General features: G+C 49.3%; 15 protein-coding genes and 1 other RNA gene. All 16 read right to left on the bottom strand.

The features are described 5' to 3' along the window. Positions 1 to 14 precede the first annotated feature (14 nt). Positions 15 to 833 carry a cell division protein FtsQ/DivIB gene (locus tag GV64_RS17875; RefSeq protein ID WP_020584856.1) on the bottom strand — a complete coding sequence of 273 codons (819 nt, stop codon included), beginning with the start codon at positions 831 to 833 and terminating at the stop codon, positions 15 to 17. Further along, on the bottom strand, positions 823 to 1,761 hold the full coding sequence (locus GV64_RS17880) for a D-alanine--D-alanine ligase (protein ID WP_020584857.1): 939 nt from the start codon (positions 1,759 to 1,761) through the stop codon (positions 823 to 825). Before GV64_RS17880 ends, GV64_RS17875 begins: the two co-directional genes overlap by 11 nt. Positions 1,762 to 1,809: 48 nt before the next feature. Next, complete coding sequence (murC, locus tag GV64_RS17885; protein ID WP_020584858.1) at positions 1,810 to 3,270, bottom strand: UDP-N-acetylmuramate--L-alanine ligase; 1,461 nt, start codon at positions 3,268 to 3,270, stop codon at positions 1,810 to 1,812. Then, positions 3,263 to 4,360, bottom strand: coding sequence for an undecaprenyldiphospho-muramoylpentapeptide beta-N-acetylglucosaminyltransferase (gene murG / locus GV64_RS17890; RefSeq protein ID WP_020584859.1), 1,098 nt, complete (start codon positions 4,358 to 4,360; stop codon positions 3,263 to 3,265). The genes murC and murG overlap by 8 nt, the downstream gene beginning before the upstream one ends. After that, on the bottom strand, positions 4,353 to 5,609 hold the full coding sequence (gene ftsW / locus GV64_RS17895; protein ID WP_020584860.1) for a putative lipid II flippase FtsW: 1,257 nt from the start codon (positions 5,607 to 5,609) through the stop codon (positions 4,353 to 4,355). The genes murG and ftsW overlap by 8 nt, the downstream gene beginning before the upstream one ends. Further along, positions 5,603 to 7,003 carry a UDP-N-acetylmuramoyl-L-alanine--D-glutamate ligase gene (gene murD / locus GV64_RS17900; RefSeq protein WP_330218056.1) on the bottom strand — a complete coding sequence of 467 codons (1,401 nt, stop codon included), beginning with the start codon at positions 7,001 to 7,003 and terminating at the stop codon, positions 5,603 to 5,605. Before murD ends, ftsW begins: the two co-directional genes overlap by 7 nt. Before the next feature lie 23 nt (positions 7,004 to 7,026). Next, the gene (gene mraY / locus GV64_RS17905; protein WP_020584862.1) at positions 7,027 to 8,109 is read right to left on the bottom strand and encodes a phospho-N-acetylmuramoyl-pentapeptide-transferase; all 1,083 of its coding nucleotides are present in this window, start codon (positions 8,107 to 8,109) and stop codon (positions 7,027 to 7,029) included. Continuing rightward, positions 8,109 to 9,536 (bottom strand): UDP-N-acetylmuramoyl-tripeptide--D-alanyl-D-alanine ligase, encoded by a 1,428-nt coding sequence (locus GV64_RS17910; protein ID WP_020584863.1) that lies wholly within the window; start codon positions 9,534 to 9,536, stop codon positions 8,109 to 8,111. Before GV64_RS17910 ends, mraY begins: the two co-directional genes overlap by 1 nt. Then, positions 9,533 to 11,107, bottom strand: a complete 1,575-nt coding sequence (locus tag GV64_RS17915) for a UDP-N-acetylmuramoyl-L-alanyl-D-glutamate--2,6-diaminopimelate ligase (RefSeq protein WP_020584864.1) — start codon at positions 11,105 to 11,107, stop codon at positions 9,533 to 9,535. The genes GV64_RS17910 and GV64_RS17915 overlap by 4 nt, the downstream gene beginning before the upstream one ends. Before the next feature lie 12 nt (positions 11,108 to 11,119). After that, positions 11,120 to 12,955, bottom strand: coding sequence for a peptidoglycan D,D-transpeptidase FtsI family protein (locus GV64_RS17920; protein ID WP_020584865.1), 1,836 nt, complete (start codon positions 12,953 to 12,955; stop codon positions 11,120 to 11,122). Continuing rightward, positions 12,952 to 13,248, bottom strand: a complete 297-nt coding sequence (ftsL, locus tag GV64_RS17925) for a cell division protein FtsL (protein WP_157237119.1) — start codon at positions 13,246 to 13,248, stop codon at positions 12,952 to 12,954. Before ftsL ends, GV64_RS17920 begins: the two co-directional genes overlap by 4 nt. 14 nt (positions 13,249 to 13,262) lie before the next feature. Continuing rightward, positions 13,263 to 14,249, bottom strand: a complete 987-nt coding sequence (gene rsmH, locus GV64_RS17930; RefSeq protein ID WP_020584867.1) for a 16S rRNA (cytosine(1402)-N(4))-methyltransferase RsmH — start codon at positions 14,247 to 14,249, stop codon at positions 13,263 to 13,265. Between the two features lie 47 nt (positions 14,250 to 14,296). Further along, a complete protein-coding gene (gene mraZ, locus GV64_RS17935; RefSeq protein WP_020584868.1) occupies positions 14,297 to 14,752 on the bottom strand; it encodes a division/cell wall cluster transcriptional repressor MraZ in 456 nt (151 codons plus the stop codon). A 471-nt stretch (positions 14,753 to 15,223) separates the two neighbouring features. Continuing rightward, an RNA gene (gene rnpB, locus GV64_RS24085) (RNase P RNA component class A) lies at positions 15,224 to 15,634 on the bottom strand. A 65-nt stretch (positions 15,635 to 15,699) separates the two neighbouring features. Then, positions 15,700 to 16,545: a 16S rRNA (cytidine(1402)-2'-O)-methyltransferase gene (gene rsmI, locus GV64_RS17940; RefSeq protein ID WP_020584870.1), complete on the bottom strand. Its 846-nt coding sequence runs from the start codon at positions 16,543 to 16,545 to the stop codon at positions 15,700 to 15,702. A gap of 185 nt (positions 16,546 to 16,730) precedes the next feature. Continuing rightward, the gene (locus GV64_RS17945) at positions 16,731 to 17,651 is read right to left on the bottom strand and encodes a hypothetical protein (protein ID WP_020584871.1); all 921 of its coding nucleotides are present in this window, start codon (positions 17,649 to 17,651) and stop codon (positions 16,731 to 16,733) included. Between the last annotated feature and the right edge of the window lie 119 nt (positions 17,652 to 17,770).

The raw sequence follows: 17,770 nt of genomic DNA on the forward strand, positions 1-17,770 counted from the left end.
AACTTCTCTATCCATTATGAATCCGAGCCTGCCTGACTGCTCTGACCCCAGGCAACCGAAGCACCATTCAAATACCGTAAATCCACCCGCTCTACCTGCTGCCAACGAGGCTCCAGCTTTGCATGGTAAAGCCGAACAAAACGCTGCAACCTTTCCATTCTTCGGTCTCGGCCAATATTGACCTCAACATGCCCGACGGTAAAGCGCCATGAGCCACTTTCACTTCGTTTCAGCGTTTTAAGTCTAAGACCCATGGGTCTTAGCAACTGGCTAATGGCCAGATATTGCTGCATGACCTCAGCTGCGGACTCTTCTGAACCTGCAAGAACCGGCATCCCGGAAAAGTCAGCAATATCCTTCGGGGCAAACACCTCACCCTCATTGCTGATAAGGTGAGTACGCCCCCATCTGGCTACCGGCTGCTGCTCCTCAAGGCTCAACTGAACACTATCGGGCCAGTGCCGCCGAACAGAGGCCTCTTTTACCCAAGGCATTTCCAGAAGTACCGCTTGCATCTGTTTCAGGTCCAGAGAAAAAAAACGCACCTGCAAAAGCGGCTGCAACTCTTTCTCAACGTCTTCTCTGGACAAATGCTCAAAAGCAGAATGCACTTCCACCCGTGCTATCGGCTGGTTCAACCAGTTCATCAGCCAGGGCGCTGAAGCTACCAATCCCGCCAACAGAAAAAGAGAACACAGAATTTGCAGTACTCTTTTCCACGGCAGCTGCCTTCTTCCTTTTCTTCCATCCTCCAGTCGCCCCCCTTTTCGAGAAGCACCACGCACCTCTCCAGGACGACTGGCAGAAATGGAAAATCCTGCTCTATCTGACATTCGCAGCTTTCAATATCTCAATGACCAGCTCATCGAAAGATAACCCTGCATCAGCAGCAGCCATAGGCATCAGACTGTGATCTGTCATTCCCGGAATTGTATTGACTTCCAGCAACCAGAACCGTCCCTGCTGATCCTGCATAAAATCAACACGCCCCCAGCCCGAACATCCCAGAGTTTCAAATGCCGTCAGAGCGACAGCCTGAAGCTCCTGCTCCTTAATAGAAGTCAGCCCACAGGGAATTGAGTAGCGGGTATTATCAGACAGATACTTGGCTTCGTAATCATAAAACTCACCCTCTGCCTCAATCCTGATGACAGGCAGTGCCTGATCATTGAGGATACCCACCGTAAACTCAGGGCCGTCGATAAACGACTCCACCAATACCGGGCCTTTGTGCTCACCTGCGCGTTGACAAGCAGCCTCCAGATCTTCTCTTCGATCTACTCTTGCCACACCAACACTGGAACCTTCCATACTCGGTTTCACAAAAGCCGGCAGTAAAGACTCCGCATGCCCAAGGTTATCTGCCCCCATTACCAGGGCAAATTCAGGAGTCGGCAGACCAATGGATTGCCACAGCAGTTTGCAACGGTACTTATCCATCGCCAGTGCCGATGCCATTACACCACTACCAGAGTATGGGATCCCCATGGTTTCCAGCAGCCCCTGCATGGTGCCATCCTCACCACCCCGACCATGCAAGGCAATAAAGGCATAATCAGGACCATATGCCTGCAGCTGTTCAACTGCATTTTCGCAGGTATCAATTAACTGGCACTTTACACCCTGCCGGGTCAGCGAAGCATAAATCCGCTCGCCACTGGTCAAACTCACTTCCCTTTCTGCGGAGTTACCACCAAAAAGTACAGCGACCTTTCCAAAAGCCTTTGGATCAAAGTGATCACAACTCCGGTCGTACTTCATGCACTGTATCCCTTTTCTAATCAATTCGTAGCTACGTTTTCAGCGCCCTTACCGTTCAGCAAGCAACCCCAGCTCACTCTGAGCAAGCCTGAGTGCCAGAGCACCAATATCTCCAGCCCCTTGAGCCAGAAGCAGGTCACCATCCTGCAGCACATCCGCCAATACCGATTCCACTTCGTCAGGCCGGGCAATAAAAATCGGGTCAACCAGTCCACGCTGACGAATACTCCGACACAGGGATCGGCTGTCAGCACCTGCAATTGGCTCTTCCCCGGCAGGGTACACTTCCATCAACAGAAGAACATCAACCCTAGAGAGAACATTAACAAAGTCTTCGTACAGGTCACGGGTTCGCGAAAATCGATGCGGTTGATAAATCATAACCAGTCGTTTATCACCCCATCCGTCACGAACCGCTTTAATCGTTGCATCCACTTCAGTGGGATGGTGACCATAGTCATCCACCAGCATCACTTCACCAGCACCGGTATTAAAGTCCCCCAACACTTGGAAGCGACGGCCAACACCGTCAAACAGGCTCAAGCCTTCAGCAATTACCTGATCCGGCACCCCCTCATCCGAGGCAGCGGCAAATGTTGCAAGCGCATTCAACACATTGTGGCGGCCCGGTATCGCAAGCTCAATAGCAACAGGGGCTTCTTCAGCATCCGTCGTAGCTCGACGAACCAGGTCAAATTTGGTTTTCATGCCCTGCTGACGAACATTCACAGCCTGGTAGTCTGCATCTTCACTGAAGCCATAGGTGATCACCTGTCGCTTAATTTCCGGTAACAATTCCCGAACCACAGGGCAGTCGATACAGACAATAGCGACACCATAAAAAGGCAGATTATGTAAAAAGTCGATAAACGTCTTTTTCAGCTTGCCAAAGTCACCATCGTAGGTGGACATATGGTCGGCATCGATGTTGGTGACAATTGAGACCATCGGTTGCAAGTGAAGAAAAGATGCATCCGACTCATCCGCCTCAGCGACCAGATAACGGCTTCCGCCCAACTTCGCATTGGTACCCGCTGAATTAAGTCTTCCACCAATAACAAAGGTTGGATCCATACCACTGAATCCCAGTACTGACGCAAGCAGGCTGGTCGTGGTGGTTTTACCATGCGTTCCTGCCACCGCAATACCATGTCGATAACGCATCAATTCCGCCAGCATCTGGGCACGAGGTACGATAGGCAAACGACGACTTTCGGCTTCAACGACTTCAGGGTTACTCCCTGCAACAGCAGTCGAGGTAACAACCACATCCGCACTGGTTACATTCTCAGCCTGATGCCCAATAAAAACCTCAACACCCAACTGCTCCAGGCGCTCGGTTACTGCCGATGCACGAATATCTGAACCAGAGATTTCATACCCCTGGTTCAGAAGCACCTCAGCGATACCACACATTCCAGAACCACCAATACCCACAAAATGAATTTTGCGGATTCGTCTCATCTCCGGTACTGCCACAACAGGAATACGACTCTTTAAATTAGGCATAGGAGACCTCCTGACCAGCCGCTTCAAGGCAGTGTCGAACCACATCACCTGTCGCCTGTGGCAGACTGGCGGCTTTTGCCGATGAGGCCATTACTTCAAGCCGGTCCGGATTATCCGCCAGCTCCAGAATCATTTTTGTCAAACCGTCTACATCCAAATCTTTTTGCTGAACCATCAGGGCAGCACCTCTGTCCACCAGATAATGCCCATTAACTGTCTGATGATCATCTACCGCATGGGGAAATGGTATCAGGATTCCAGCTTTTCCTGCCGCGGCCAGCTCAGCGATGGTTAATGCACCAGACCGGCAGAGTACCAGATCAGCCCACTCATAAGCCTGAGCCATATCATCAATAAAAGGCTCTACCCGACCAGAAACACCCAGCTGCTGGTAACCGGTTTGGCACTGTTCAAAATTTACCTTACCCGTTTGATGCCAGACCTCTACCCGGCCATCACATTTTTTCAGAACCTGTGGAACCCGTTCATTAATAGCCAGGGCACCGCGGCTACCACCAACCACCAGCAAGCGCAAAGGCGAGTGGGGTTTACAGGCAGGAACCGTCACTATATCCGACCGCACCGGATTCCCGGTCAACAGCACTTTTCTGGCCACCCCCGAAGAGACTCTGGCAAACGTTCCCGGAAATGCCTCAAGCACACGAGAGGCAATTCTTGCCAACAGTTTATTCGTCAAACCAGCAACAGCATTCTGCTCATGAACCACCAGAGGAATACCTAACAACCTGGCCGCAACACCACCCGGCCCTGTCACATACCCCCCCATACCAACAACACATACGGGTTTATGAGCTCTCAATACCCGAATCGCTTTAATCAGTGAAACCATCAGGCGCCAGGGGGCTTTCAATAAAAAGCTCAACCCTTTTCCTCGCAGCCCTGTCACCGGGATAAAACTAATATCAATCCCGTGCCTCGGAACCAGGTCAGCCTCCATGCTTCCGGGAGTACCCAGCCAATGAACACGGTACCCCTGCTTTATCAAACCATCTGCAGTAGCCAGACCGGGGAAGATATGTCCACCGGTGCCACCTGCCATAATAACCACCAGAGGTGCCTGCTCAGCCATGAATACTTCCTCCAGCAGTTCCGCTCGATTTTCTTTCCAATGTTTTCTCAGTAGCCTTTCGGCCTGCTACAGGCTTAACCTCAACCGCCTTGGCCTGTCGCCGCTCAAAATCAATGCGCAACAAAATACCAAATGCCAGGCAGTTCACAATCAAACTACTGCCTCCATAGCTGATCAGCGGTAAAGCCAAACCCTTAGTGGGGAGCAAGCCAGTATTCACGCCAATATTGATCAAAGCCTGACTGGCAAACAACAGAGCTATTCCATAGGCAACAAATCCATGGAACAACAGCCCTTTATCTTCAGATCTCGAACCTAGCTGAAGTGAGCGCCAGGCAACAAATAGAAATAAAGCAAGCAATAATAACGAACCTACAACACCGAATTCTTCCGCTAAAACAGCAAAAACAAAATCCGTATGAGCCTCAGGCAAGTAAAAAAGTTTCTGAATACTATTCCCCAGCCCTTCGCCCAGCCAAGCTCCACGACCAAAAGCAATTAATGCCTGCGTCAATTGATAACCACTGCCAAAAGCATGAGCCCAGGGATCCATATACGATGTAATACGGGCCATCCGATAAGGTTCCATCCAAATCATCAGACCAATCAGGATAATAACCCCGGCAATCATAACGAGAAACTGATGAAACCGGGCGCCAGCCATAAAGATCATACCCATTACAGCAACCGTCAGAACAACCAGCGCCCCCAAATCAGGCTCCGCAAGTAGAAGCAAGGCTAATCCGGCCATAACAAGCATTGGTTTGATAAAGCCGCTCCACTGGGTACGCACCTCTTCCAGGTGACGGACCAGATAACCCGCCAGATAAATAACCACACAAAGTTTGGCAACTTCCGAAGCCTGAAGATTGAAGAAGCCGAGTGGAATCCAACGGACACTGCCATTGATTTCCCGACCAACAATCAGTACAACCACCAGCAGGAAAAAAGCGAGTAAAAGCCCCAACCAACTCATCTGTTGCATCCGACTGATGGGCAAAAGCATCATCAGCCCCATAGCAAACAGTCCAACCCCCATAAACAGAAACTGTTTAAGGACAACTCTCAACGGATCACCAAAGGTGGCACTGGAAACATCCATGGATGCCGAACCTACCATGACCAAACCAATAGCAAGCAGAGCCAGCACAGCACCCAACAGAACCATATCAATGCGCATGGACATCGATACATCCTGTTCTGAGGCTTCTTTCTCACGAAGAAAGCTTTGGCGGACCCGTTTCAGCATAAAATCAAACCATTGACCAGCTCAGCAAATCGGTCGCCCCGATGCTCAAAGCTGTTGAACATATCAAAGCTGGCACAGGCAGGTGCCAGCAACACAGCATCTCCTTCTTCAGCCAACTCAGCAGAAATACTTACTGCCTCTTCCAGACTGCTCGCGTTATGAATCGCGACACTTCCTTTAACCGCTTGTTCGATAGCCGGCCCATCTCTTCCAATCAAAACAAGATGACTGACATATCGGTCTACTGCCGGCTTTAATTCGGTAAAATCAGCCCCCTTTCCATCGCCACCGGCAATCAAAATAATGCGGCCCTCAAGCCCTTCACCAAGACCATCAATCGCTGCAACAGAGGCTCCGACATTAGTGGCTTTAGAGTCATTAAACCAGGTAACACCCTCATACTCGCCCAGCCATTGACAACGATGTTTCAATCCAGGAAATGACACGAGTGCTTCAAACATGGCATTGGAATCAAGGCCTATCGCCTCCCCCAGAGCTAATGCAGCAAGGGCATTCAAATAATTGTGATGCCCTTTGAGTTTCATCTGCCGCGTATTCATCTGCTTTTCCAGCCCCTTACACAGCCAGATACCTTCATCATCTGGAAGAAGTCCCATCTGCCCCAGGTCCGGAGCTCCCCTGGTAAAGGTCACTGCTCCAGAAGTTACCGGTAATAAAGGCGAGGTGAGAGGGTCATCCCTGTTAAATACTGCGGTTCCACACCCTCTGTAAATGCGTTGTTTTGCCTGATGATATTCAGCCAGTGTCGGATAACGATCCATATGATCAGGGCTGAGGTTCAAAACCGTCGCTGCCGTTGCACGAAGGCTGTGAGTGGTTTCCAACTGAAAGCTGGAAAGCTCCAGAACATAAACATCGATGCTGTCATCACCCAACAAGTCAAGAACAGGAGTTCCAATATTGCCTCCTACCCCCGGATTAAGTCCGGACTGCCTGACCATTTCTCCAACCAGAGTCGTCACCGTACTTTTGCCATTGGAACCGGTAATTGCCACGATAGGCTTGTTCAACGAGCAAGTATTCACCGCCCGACAAAACAGCTCAATGTCGCCAATAGCTGTAGCCCCATTTTCAATGGCTCTGGAAATAGACGGTTCGTTCAGGGCAACACCCGGACTAACCACTAACTCATCAGCAGCCATTAACCACTGCTCATTAAAGCCACCCGTATGAAGTGGAGCATCAGGAAATAACTGACGGCACTCCTCTTCCCCGGGAGGGTTTTCTCTAGTGTCAATAACTTTGAAAGGCAACCCTTGACTATGAAGATAACGGGCACAGGACAACCCGGTCTTGCCAAGACCGATAATGACCCGGTTACAGCTGGAGCCAATCAATCCCATTGGCTCTCTTTCAACAACGCTGCTCGTCACAATCCCATTACCCATATACGCACTTAACGAATTTTCAAAGACGCCAGTCCAATCAAAACCAGCACGATAGTAATAATCCAAAAACGCACGATGACTCGCGGTTCAGGCCATCCTTTCAACTCAAAATGATGATGCAGCGGCGCCATACGAAATATACGACGACCGGTCAACTTATAGGATCCGACCTGCAAGATTACAGAGACCGTTTCCATTACAAAAACACCGCCCATGATTATCAGGACAATTTCCTGACGAACAATAACGGCAATGACACCCAGTGCAGCACCAAGGGCCAAGGCGCCCACATCACCCATAAAAACCTGAGCCGGGTAGGTATTGAACCAGAGGAAACCGAGGCCCGCGCCAGCAATGGCAGCACAAAACACCACAAGCTCTCCGGCGCCAGGAACCGCAGGAATCAACAAATACTGGGCAAATGTCGCATGTCCACTAAGGTAGGCAAAAATAGCCAGTGCTGAAGCCACCATAACGGTTGGCAAAATGGCCAGGCCATCCAGCCCATCCGTCAGATTCACCGCATTACTGGAACCCACAATGGTCAAATAGGCCAGGATTATGAAAAAAGGCCCAAGCTGAAGCGTCACATTCTTGAAGAATGGAATAATCAAAGTCGTTTCTGTGGCCGAGGGGGCTGTAAAGAACAGAAAGAATGCAGCTCCAAGCCCCGCAACTGATTGCCAGAAAAGCTTCCAGCGAGCAGGTAGCCCCCGAGAGTTTTTCTCCACCACTTTCCGGTAATCATCCACCCAGCCAACGGCACCAAAAATGCCGGTAACGGCCAATACGACCCAGACGTAACGGTTATTCAGATCGGCCCAGAGCAGTGTACTGATGGCAATACAGATAAGAATCAGGGCACCACCCATGGTGGGAGTACCGGCCTTGCTCAAATGACTTTGAGGGCCATCATCACGCACGGCCTGGCCAATCTGATAAAAACTCAGCTTCCGGATAAAATGAGGCCCCAGCCACAGACTCATGGTCAGAGCGGTTAAAACCCCAAAAATACCTCTCAACGTGAGGTATTTAAAAACCAGAAATCCATGGTAATACTGGGATAAATAATCTGCCAGCCAGACCAGCATCAGGCATCTCCCTTATAATCAGCCCCTGCCAGAGCCTGGATAATATCCAACATTTTCATCCCCTTTGATCCTTTCACCATTACTGCAACCTTTTCATCGAGGCTGCTCTGAAGTTGCGCATCCAGCCAGGCAATCAGCTCACTCTTTTCTTCGAAATGCAGCCCTGCACCAAAAGCTTCACTAGCCAAACGCGCAGAAGGACCATAACTCAATAACTGATCAATTCCCTGCTCTCTGGCGTAGCGCCCAATATCCTGATGGCGTTCATCCGATATCTCGCCAAGGTCCAGCATGTCACCGAAGACCATGATTTTTTTCCCACCACAGTCCACCAGCTGGTCAATAGCAGCCAATGTTGCTTTCGGGTTGGCATTGTATGTCTCATCAATTAAGACCGCACCGCTGGCATGAGTAAAACGCTGACCACGCCGCTGATAAGGCCGGGCATTTTCCAACCCACAAGCAATAATGTCCAGAGGCAGGCCGCTGGCTGCTGCAACGGCAGCAGCACAACAGGCATTCGCTACTTGATAGCGCCCCCAGAATGAAAGCTGGATCGATACCTGCTCTACTTTTTCTGACTCAGACTGCTTATTATTCCCACGAATATTGAGCGTGAACCGTGTGCCGACCTGGTTTGGTTCAACATCACTGGCAAAACAGTCTGCCTCAGTATTTTGGTTACTGAAGCTGACGACCCGCCGATCAGTTTCCTTTAGAACACGATCAAACCACTCACGGTAAAAGCGATCATCCAGATTCAATACAGCAATACCGTTGGCTGGAAGCGCATCCAGAATAAAGCCTTTTTCCCAGGCCACTCCCTCAACAGTTTTCAGGTCAGCCAGATGGGTTTCAGCAGCATTCGTGATCAACGAAATATCCGGACGCCCCATATTGGCAATGTATTCAATTTCACCGGGCGCACTGGTTCCCATTTCAACCACTGCAAATTGATGATCAGCGTTTATTTTCAATAACGTTAACGGGGTACCCAGGGCATTATTCAGATTACCTTCTGTTGCCAGTGTTGGGCCCGCTTCAGAAAAGATAGCCATCAGCATCTCTTTAACCGAAGTCTTCCCACAGGAACCGGTCACACCCACCAGACAGCCACTAAAGCTATTGCGATTAGCTGCGCCCAGCAGCCCCAATGCCTTTTCTGTGTTTTCAACAACGATCTGAGGTAATGGCGCATCAGTAACAAAATGCTCTGTCAGTGCAGCGACAGCACCAGCAGAGTGAGCCTGCCTCAAATAGGCATGCCCATCAAAGCGAGGGCCTTTAATGGCAATAAACAGGTCACCTGATTTGAGAGTTCGAGTATCAATACTGACACCGGTTACCGATGGCTGATCCAATAAGTGATCATGCAACTGCCCATGAACAATTTCGGCAAGCCTGGAAAGAGATATTGATTCAATCATGCCTGGCCCCTTTCTTGAACCGTTTCTTGGACAACGTTGCAGTACTGAGACTGTAAGGATGACTGAACCTGTTCTGCATCATCAAAGTGATGTCGAACACCATTAATTTCCTGATAGTTCTCATGACCCTTGCCAGCAATCACGATAATGTCGCCAGCACTGGCCGCAGTGATTGCTGAATGAATTGCTTCCGATCGGTCAGCAATCACACTCATTCGCTGACGATCCTGATTAGAAACACCTTCCAGGGCATCGGTAAAAATCTGCTCAGGATCTTCCGTTCTCGGGTTATCACTGGTGAGCACTATTTTATCCGCCCCATTAAGTGCAGCAGCCGTCATCAAGGGGCGCTTACCCCGATCCCTGTCACCACCACAGCCATATACACAGACAATATTACTGACGCCTTGTTCGCACTCTTTTATGGAACGCTTTATTAAAGAACAATGCTCTCTCAGTGATGAGAGCACACTCTCAATAGCATCAGGCGTATGAGCGTAATCCACCAGAACAAGAGGCTGACTGCCTCCACCAAACTGCTGCATTCTGCCAGGAGGTGTAGAAATTAGGGGAATTGCAGCTAAAAGGCTATCGAGCGAGTATCCCTGAACCCCCAGAGCGGCGATAACTGCCAGAAGATTTTCCAGATTGAAACGCCCCAGCAGAGCAGTGTTCAAATCACCACTTCCCCAAGGCGAATGAACGCTTGCCCTGAACCCCTGGGGAAGCGTTTGAATATCACTCAGATAGACATCTGCAGAGGCGTCCTGCAGTGACCAGGTTATTCTATTCGTCCCCTGAGGACAGGATGAAAGCATCAGCTCTGAGAAAGCATCATCTTTGCCAATAACGGCATAGCGATAACTGCAGTGTGAGAATAGTTTGGCTTTAGCTGCTGCGTACTCTTCCAGAGAGCCGTGGTAGTCCAGATGGTCTCGACTGATATGGGTAAAGAGAGCAACTTCAAAAGAAACGCCGGACACCCGTCCCTGGTCGAGTCCATGGGATGAAACTTCCATCGCCAGCGCCGGAACGCCATCAGCAACCAGGTGGTCAAGGTATTGGTGCAAAGAGACAACATCACTGGTTGTATTTAATGAAGCCTCCATCTGGCCAGGTAAACCTCGACCAACCGTCCCCATCAAAGCGCATGGCTTCCCCTGCTGCTTAAGAATTTCAGAGATAAACCAGCAGCAGGAAGTTTTGCCATTGGTTCCTGTCACGCCAATGATCTTAAGCTGTTCAGAAGGGTGCCGATAAAAGCGATTAGCAAGAGATCCAACTTTTTCCCGTAACCTTGGCACCACAAAAACAGACTCATGACCAGCAACAGAAAGCGGGTCAAAATCTTCATCGTCATCGACCAGTACTGCTGCAGCACCTTTTGACAGAGCATCTGCAATATATTTCCTGCCATCAGACTGAGCACCTGGAATCGCAATAAACAACTCGCCCCCGGTGATCTTGCGACTATCGAGGGTCAGATGATTCAACTCCTTGTCTACCGCCACAGGAGGTAACTGTAGCCCGGCGAGTACGCCATTCAGAGTATTCTCTTTCTCAGCTGTCATTGCCTTTTCGCTTCAACCTTCTTTAAACGTAGAGACAGAAGAGGCACCCGCACCTTCTGTTATTTCTTCCAACTGCAGTGCATAGGGAATAAATGCCATGCGATGACTAGAGCTTGCAGCTACCGAATCTACCGGCTCAACACCCAACAGGCGAAGTGCTCCAGCCGCTACCTTGGAAAATACCGGCGCAGCAGTCAGGCCTCCGTAATAGGTTTTTCCAGAGGGGTCATCAATAATCACAACCATTGCGAGCCGTGGATTATCAATAGGCGCCAAACCGGCAAACATGCCTATATAGCGATCTTTGATATAACCGTTAGGCCCAACCTTTCTGGCTGTTCCGGTTTTCCCTCCAACTTCAAACGCATCGATCATGGCTCGACCACCGGTGCCACCATGAACGACCTCGCGAAGCATTTTTTTCAGATCATCAGCAACCTGCTGATCCATTACCCGAACACCATCGGGTATCACATCACGCTTGATCAGGGATACCGGGCGCATAATCCCGCCAGCACCAAGCACCATGTAGGCCTGGGCCAGCTGCAAAGGAGTGACGGTCAAGCCATAGCCAAATGACAATGTTGCTATCTCAATATCACTCCAGCGATCCCGGTACGGCAAATAGCCAGGGTTCTCGCCAGGAAACCCTGTCCCGGAACTTTGACCCAACCCAACTCTCTGCAGCAGATCAAGCACTTTGTCCGGACCAATAGCCAGTGCCATTTTTGAAACCCCGACATTACTGGACTTTCTCAGTACTGTGGTCACATCAATGGCGCCATAATTCCTGAAATCCTTTACCTGATCCCTACCAAGGCGCATATATCCAGGCGTCGTATTAATTACCGAATTCTTGTAAAACTGGCCAGACTCCAAAGCGGCTGCAACGGTAAACGGCTTCAGCGTTGACCCAGGCTCAACCATATCGGTAACCACCCGATTACGCATTTTATGTGCCTGCATGCCGGCACGGTTGTTGGGGTTGTATGCCGGCTGATTAACCATCGCCAGTACTTCACCGGTCCTGACATCAAGCATGACCAGGGAACCTGCCTTGGCTTTATAGAGCTCAACCGCTTTTTTCAACTCGCGGTAGGCCATATATTGCAGCCTCAGATCAATACTGAGCATTAACTCTTTGCCAGGGCTGGCACTTTTCATCAGTTCTGCCTGACGCGCAAGCTGGCCTTTTCGGTCCTTTAATACTCTTCGCTTACCTGGCTCTCCGGACAGCCATTCATTGTAGGCTAACTCCAGCCCCTCCTGCCCGGACTCATCAATATTGGTAAAGCCAACCAAATGAGCAGCGACTTCAGCCGCAGGATAGTAACGCCGATGCTCATTGATCGATTGCACCCCTGGCACCTTCAACGCCATCACCTTTGCACCCTGTTCGGGTGTCAGCTGCCGCTTGAGGTAAATAAAGTCTCGCTTTTTGGCCACCTCAACACGGTCGGACAGCCATTTTAGAGAAACACCAAGCTCTCGAGCCAATGCCTGCCAGTGCTCACTGGCACCGTAAAGTTCTTCCGGATCTGCCCATATAGTAACGACAGGCGTACTGACAGCCAGAGGGTCACCATTACGATCAAAAATAACCCCTCGATGGGCAGCTACCGACTCATAACGGACAGAACGTTTATCACCTTCATTTTGTAAAAAATGTCGATCCAACAGCTGTAAATCAACAATACGATAACCAATTGCCAATCCGGCAACCAACAAAACACTCTGGACTACTTTCAGGCGCCACTTTTTCTTTAAAGTGTCGACAGAACCGCGCAGCCAGCCTGCCTTCTCTGAAGCAGACCGATTTTTCTGAGATACTTTCCGCCCCTGACTCATGGCAGAACCATTTCTATCTGATCAGTTTTTGGCACATCCATGCCCAGTTTCTCCCTGGCAACCTTTTCAATCCTTCCCGGAGATGTCAGCGTACTGTGCTCCAGAAGAAGTTTGCCCCACTCAACCTGAGCGCTGTTTCTGTTTTCAAGCTCCTGTTGAATCCGGTTATGGAGGCGTCGATTCTCGTAGGATACATATCCGACGGATAAACCAGACAACACCACCAAAACCAGCAGCAGGAGAGTTAGCCCATAAGAATGGATAACTTTCATCCTGAGCAGGCGACTATCCATAAACAACGCCACCATCAGACCAGCTTTTCTGCCACACGCATTACAGCACTTCTGGATCGGACATTTTCAGCCACTTCCTGCTTCGAAGGTTTTATGGCTTTACCCAAACTCTTAAGACGACGATTCAACTGGTCCTCTCTAACAGGCAGCCAACTGGGGTGTTCATCACCTTTCTGGTGCTTACGAATAAAGCGTTTAGCAATCCGGTCTTCCAAAGAGTGAAAGCTGATCACCACCAATCGCCCACCTGGCTTAAGCTTCTCCAATGCGCGATCAAGACAAAGCACAAGATCTTCAAGTTCACGATTAACATGAATTCTGATTGCCTGAAACGCACGGGTAGCGGGGTGCTTACCTTTTTCTTTGGTTGGACAGGCAGCAGCAATTATGCTTGCCAGACGCTTAGTGGTCAGGATCGGCTCAAACTCTCTCTCCCTGACGATAGCTCTGGCCATTCTGCGCGAAAACCGGTCTTCACCGTACTCCCAGATAACCCGGCTGATTTCCTGCTCTTCTGCCCTGGCCAGCCATTCGGCGGCACTTTCACCTTCCTGATGATTCATGCGCATATCCAGTGGGCCTTCCTGCATGAAGCTAAAGCCTCTTTCAGGATCATCCAGCTGAGGAGAAGAAACCCCGAGATCCAGTAAAATACCATCTACCTGCTGCTCGCCATTCACTGAATCAACATCGGTAAATGAACCATGATGAATCGAAAACCGGGAGTCCTGCTGCCCCAGTTCATGCCCTGTCGCAATCGCAGCAGGGTCCTTATCAATCCCGATCAGTCGCCCCTGTTCTGTCAGGGAACTCAAAATCAATCGACTGTGCCCGCCTCTGCCAAAAGTACCATCGACATAAACACCAGAAGGATCAGTCAGCAACGCCTCAACAGCCTCATAAAGCAACACAGTCTTATGAGCATGGGCTTTATGCATAGGGTCAGCCACCTCTTCTTCCCGGGCCTCGCCACTGCTTTCAATACGATCTAACGATTTCATATACTTTTCACAAAAACTGACGATTGCGGCCCTTCATAAAGAGAGCGTTACAAAGAAAGCGACTGCAGCTCTACCGGTATTTCTTCCGATTCACTGGCTTCTTTCAGGTATTGGTCACGGCGTTCGTTCCAGCAATGTTCATCCCAAAGCTCGAACTTCTTGCCCTGCCCCAGCAAAATACTTCGTTTTTCAAGACCTGCGTAATCACGCAACAGAGGAGGGATAAGAATTCGCCCATTACCATCCAAATCAACATCGGTGGCATGGCCAATTAAAAGCCTCTGAATCCGGCGGGTCATTGGATGAAAGCTGGGGAGCGCTTCAATCTTCTGCTGAATAAGCTCCCACTCATCCAACGGATAGATCAGCAAACAGGGCTCATCGGTATCTATCGTTGCCACCAAAGCGCCATCACAGCGATCCCGCAACACCTGCCTGTAACGGGTAGGTATAGCAAGACGCCCTTTGGCATCAAGATTAATGGCATTTACACCGCGAAACACGTCGCCTTCTCCTTGGTTCCTGCATTAGGAAACCTTACGGCACCCGTCACTTATACAACCCTTTTGAAAGCTGACTCCATCCTGCCCCACATTAGTCCACTTTGCACCACTAAAGCACACTATAGGAATCTGGAAAACCCACGTCAAGCGGGGGATCTACCTCACCTACCCGCAGCAAGAAAATGGAATGAACGTACCGTTTCTAAGTTCAGCAGCAATAAACCCCAAATATACTGACTGTATTCAAAACAGGAACAGCACAAATAAATCGAAATCACCACTGTAATTAGGAAATAAGCGTTTTGGGATTAACTGGCGTTATCGCAAAGAAACCTAGCAAGGAATAAATCTGAAAAACTTAAACTGGAAAGCAATGACCCATGGCACAAAGAAAAGCATACCTGATCACTGGAGGATGATCGGAAAATCAGAAACCAGCGCACTACTCGAAAGCAGCTTTAAAAGAAAAAAGACGCGAGCCAGCCTGTAAGCCGGGTTCTGTCCAGCCTGCCAAAGCAGGCCTGAGCAGTCATTCATCTGGGATGCCTGTCACCAGACACCTCAAGCAACCTACCCGAATCCAGTGCGGGACACACCTATAGGATTCCTATTTGGTCTTGCTCCAGGCGGGGTTTACCGTGCCATGGACTGTTACCAGCCATGCGGTGCGCTCTTACCGCACCCTTTCACCCTTACCGGCCTGCTTCTTTTCCAACAAGCGTCAAAAAAGAATACTGACTTAGGCGGTCTACTCTCTGCTGCACTTTCCGTAGGCTTTCGCCCCCCAGGCGTTACCTGGCGCCCTACCCTCTGGAGCCCGGACTTTCCTCCCTCCACTCTGATTAAACAACCAGAATGAACAGCGACTGCCCGGCCAGCTCGCGGCGGCGAATATTACTGGTAGAGCTTCAGTTAATCAACTGTATCTAACTATTTTTTGCCGGATTTTATTCTCCGGCCTTTATACTCAAACCAAGTTCATAAAGGTCTTTTTTGCGTAACCCGGTCAAATCCGCAACAACCGCAGCAGCCTTCTTAATAGGCAAATCGACCATTAAACGCTGCAACATCTTTTCAATGTCACGGCCTATCTCAGAGTCTTTCTTCTCTTTATGACCCTCAACCAGCACAACAAATTCTCCTCGCTGCTGATTAGAATCCGACTCCAAAATAGCTTGTACCTCAGAAACAGTGCCCGCCAGAATAGTCTCAAACGTTTTGGTAATCTCCCGAGCCAGGGCAATATATCTTTCACTGCCAAGCACAGTTACCAGATCATCAAGCAGCTCCATGATACGGTGTGGAGATTCATAAACACCCCAGGTGTTAGAAAAAGCAGCCAGTGACTCTATCCGCTTGCGACGACCCGCTCCTTTAGCTGGCAGGAAACCTTCGAAATAGAACCTGTCGGTCGGCAAACCACTGACCGACAGCGCGGCAATAAATGCACAGGCCCCAGGCACTGGAACCACCCGAAAGCCAGCCTCTCTCACCGACCTGACCAGATAAAAACCAGGGTCAGAAATCAATGGAGTGCCGGCATCACTGATCAACGCCACTGTTTCCCCTGCCTGCATACGACGGATAATCATCTCTGCCTGGTGACGTTCATTGTGGTCGTGACAGGGAGTCAACGGGGTATCAATACCAAAGTGATTCATCAATCGTTTGCTGTGCCGGGTATCTTCCGCCGCTATAATGTCAACCTGACGAAGTACCTCTATGGCTCTTGGGGTCATATCCCCCAGGTTACCAATCGGTGTAGAAACAATGTAAAGAAGAGAGTCAGACATGACAGAAAAGGACCGATGTAATTTCTCAGGCCGTATCCTAACACTTTTTGATTATTCCAAGACGGCAAAACAGAGCTGATAACATATTTATTGGTATCAGGAAGACCTTTCAAGGTATTTGAAAAGGTAAAACAAGGCGAAACAGCGCTAAAACAAGAGATGAACAAATGACCTGATATTATCAGTTACCCACTAGAAAAAGCACCAGCTACTTCTGATACACGGCTGACACTGAGCTTAGCACAGGGTGCTTTTGCATAAGACTGCCTATCACTAACCAATATATAAATACCATTCGGCTTCATTTCAGAGCTTGCAGAATAAGCTTCAACAGAAATGTATTTTTTCCCGTCATAAGGGTCATAGCAACTCCCATCAGGCCTCTGCATAATATAATGATGACGTTTGACACCCTGACTATTGAAAATAAAACTTCCCAAAGAATCATTAGAAACAAGAACAATCAGCCGCTCATTATTGCAAAGCTGTGGCGGGGAAGAGCGATGCACTGAACAGCGGCTTTTAATCTCTTTCCAGCGTGAAGGATCACTCTGCCGCAAGTGCCAGTCAGTCATTCTTGAAGAACAATATAGACGACTATCCAACCCAAGTATCACAGCCGCATTATTGATACCAATAGGGTCTGAGCCACCTCCATCATCCAGCCTCGTCTTCAAGCTGCCTCTTTCATCAACAAGCCTCCCAGCGACACCATAAATCGCCGCTTCAGTACTATCATCCTCAATGGACTGCCCATCAAACTTATAAAACCTGTTTTTTGGAAGAGTTTTTATTCCAAGCTCATAAGCAATTTGCCGCAAGCATTGCGCACCACAACTATTCACATACCGCTGCTTTGACAGTGCTCGATAGCGACATGAGCCAGCTAACGTTATTTTCCTGCTTTTCAGGTAAGACTTAATAAAATCTGCATCCCGCATTGGCCAGATACACTTAACTAAAGCGCTCTCCGGAACAGTCACTTTCCAGCGAAAAAGCCAATAAACAGCACCAACGAATCTACTCAACCCTTTTCTGGTATTGAAAAAAAAGGATGCCACATCACGCCCGGAAATCTGCACAGATCCATTGCCAGTAACACTCATACTCTCTTCCCTGAAAGACTATCGAAGCCCAACTCCTGTTGAGCACACTCAAGGAATCCTATACAGCATTAAAAATCAAAAACATAACCAATCAGCAAGTACTACTGACAAACCTGTTA

It is taken from the genome of Endozoicomonas elysicola, assembly GCF_000710775.1.
In the GTDB taxonomy this organism is placed as follows: Bacteria; Pseudomonadota; Gammaproteobacteria; order Pseudomonadales; family Endozoicomonadaceae; genus Endozoicomonas; species Endozoicomonas elysicola.